3 protein-coding genes and 1 pseudogene are annotated in these 2,389 nt (G+C 35.2%); 3 read left to right on the top strand and 1 reads right to left on the bottom strand.

The features are described from left to right. Positions 1-247, bottom strand: a 247-nt coding sequence (locus P378_RS19665; protein ID WP_180261086.1) for a hypothetical protein, incomplete at its 3' end; no start/stop codon positions are given. A 219-nt stretch (positions 248-466) separates the two neighbouring features. Here P378_RS19665 and P378_RS21805 point away from each other — a divergent pair. The 3 genes and pseudogenes from P378_RS21805 to P378_RS12205 all read left to right on the top strand — a co-directional run bounded on the left by P378_RS21805 (position 467) and on the right by P378_RS12205 (position 1,761). Beyond that, positions 467-826: an RNA polymerase sigma factor gene (locus tag P378_RS21805; protein ID WP_238473182.1), complete on the top strand. Its 360-nt coding sequence runs from the start codon at positions 467-469 to the stop codon at positions 824-826. Between the two features lie 29 nt (positions 827-855). Further along, positions 856-1,041, top strand: coding sequence for an RNA polymerase sigma factor (locus P378_RS21800; protein ID WP_238473181.1), 186 nt, complete (start codon positions 856-858; stop codon positions 1,039-1,041). A gap of 76 nt (positions 1,042-1,117) precedes the next feature. Beyond that, positions 1,118-1,761: pseudogene (locus tag P378_RS12205) on the top strand (DUF4367 domain-containing protein). Positions 1,762-2,389 lie beyond the last annotated feature (628 nt).

Raw genomic sequence — 2,389 nt, 5'->3', positions numbered from 1 at the left:
CTACTTTTAAGTCTGTTGTTTTCTTGTTATATGTTGATGTATAGGATTTTTTGTTATCTTCAACAGCAATCACTTTTCTGATAGTATCATTGTCAACTAGAGTCTGTACGGTTATGGTTTTTCCATCCATTGTCAAGGTTTCAGGTTCACTTTGAGGGGATGCAGCATAGGTGGATTGTATGCACATAGAAAAAATAAAACAGATAGTTAAGATAATACTTATGATTTTTTTACTTTTTTTAAACATAGTAAACCATCCAATTTTTAAATATTTTTTATATATTGAATTCTAGCTAGCTAAAACATAAATCACCTCCTTTAATTACTAGATAAAAAGAAGGTGGTTTTGGTTTTAAAAATCTATCGCCTTATTGCGACATTATCTGCACTTGTATTAATGAGAGGAATCTAATCGCAATGTGTAGAAATATTACATAAAATTTACCAAACCTCTTAGGGGGCTACTATGTCTATATTTAAAAAGCTTTTTACTAGAAAGAAACAGGTTAATGAGGATTTTAGTAAACTTATTTTCGAACTTCATTATAAGTCGGCCATAAAATCTGCCTATTTTTATTGTGGGGATGCTGATATAGCTGAAGAAGCTGCACAAGAAGCGATATTTAAAGCAATTCAAAATATAGACCAACTAAGAGATCCAGATAAGATTGAGGCGTGGATAAAGAAAATTACTATAAATAACGTCAACAAAATTCTTAATAAGTACAAAAATATAGTTAGTATTGATATCATGGGTCCTATTATCGACTCTATCGAAAACTCACCGGATTATGTATCAGTTCACAAGACACCATATCTACGGTAAATAAAGCAATAGATTCTCTAAACCCTGTTATGAAGCAAATCATTCACCTGTATTACTATGAGGAAATGAAGATTAAGGATATCTCAACATTGATCCAAAAACCCGAAGGTACTGTTAAAACACTTTTACATAGGGCGAGAGCTCATATCAAAAACCGTTTAATTAAAGAAGGTTACGTCATTAGTAATCAGGAGGGCGGGTTGAAAGTTGAGTGATGATAAATACACATCCGTTGATGAACTAATTAAAGAATCACTAAAGGATCGGGCGCGAAAAGACACTGATTTAGATATGGACTTAGCCTGGGAGAGATATAACAGCAAATATAACTCTAAGCCTAAGTCCCCATCTAAGTGGTCTGTTGTGGCCTGTTCATTAATTATCTTTTTAGTAGTGGGACTTTGGTTTATGCCCAAGGAAGGAACTGCCTTAAATTTAAAGATTTTTGAGACTATCCGTTCCTTTATTGCCGGCAAGGTTCAAACTGCACATATTTCATTCGGAACTCAGAAAAAAGAAAAAGACCTAGTGGACTCCCTTAAACCAGAAGTTGCACAGGTCTTAAATAATGTACCTTATCAAGCTCTATTACCTATTGATCTAGCCGGCCAGTATAATATTGAAAGAGCTGTAACACAAAAGGTAGGGGATTCTACAAAGCTTGTGTTATTCCTTAATACTGCCAAATCTCAACCATTAAATATCGCTCAGATTAATATTATTGGCGACTTTAATCAAGCCACTTCATACGATACAGAGGATGCGGTTTTAAAAAAGGTTAATGTTAAAGGACAGGACGCTACTCTATTGGTTTTTAAAGATGGCAAAAACAGTTGTGCTGGATTGATAGAGATATCTTTGTTACAATAACTGGCCCATTGGACGAGGAAGATTTATTTGTTCTAGCCAACTCATTGAGACGGGTTAATTTATAGTAAAAGAACTAGTGTAAGAAGTATTAGTTTCGGTTAAGGTACCGTTATCTGCCCTATGTAAGCATCTTACCCTATAAGTTGTCCCAGGAGTGCCTTTGTAACTGCCACTTGTAGTGGAGTAAGAGCTATTGTTTACGCTGCTTGTCCAACTCGTAACTACGGTCCAGCCACTGGAGGTTTTCTTCTCCAGATATACTGTAGTGGTGATTTTACTAACATTGGTGTAAGTTTGGGTGGTACCAGATGCACCTATACTACTTCCATTCAGTGTGTACAGGCTGGAACAGTCAAATAGGTATTTGTAAGCCATCGGCGTTACTTCACCTATATTACTCTTTTCCTCTTGTGCCATAACGGGTTGCCCTATAGTTAGGAACATCAACCTACTAGGAGACTGTTGAAAAACTCCAAACAATAATAACCAAAAATAGATATTTTTAGCATAACAGGAAGGAAAATAGAGATATTTGTAGAAATAAATACCTATCATCAGATAGGGAGTGCTAATTTAATATGTTAAAGCAAAAAGGACGTCAATTATCTATAACCGACATTGATGTATTAGAGCAATGGAGTAACAGACCCCTTGTTTCTGAAAACAGCATCTATTATGCCCTTGCTGAAGCTG

The organism is Desulforamulus profundi, from assembly GCF_002607855.1.
Note: the sequence above shows the minus strand (reverse complement) of the source record. Positions and strands in the feature narration are given on the sequence as shown.

Coding starts and splice junctions, on each gene's coding strand:
- P378_RS21805 (WP_238473182.1), top strand. CDS start 467: ATGTCTATATTTAAAAAGCTTTTTACTAGAAAGAAACAGGTTAATGAG.
- P378_RS21800 (WP_238473181.1), top strand. CDS start 856: ATGAAGCAAATCATTCACCTGTATTACTATGAGGAAATGAAGATTAAG.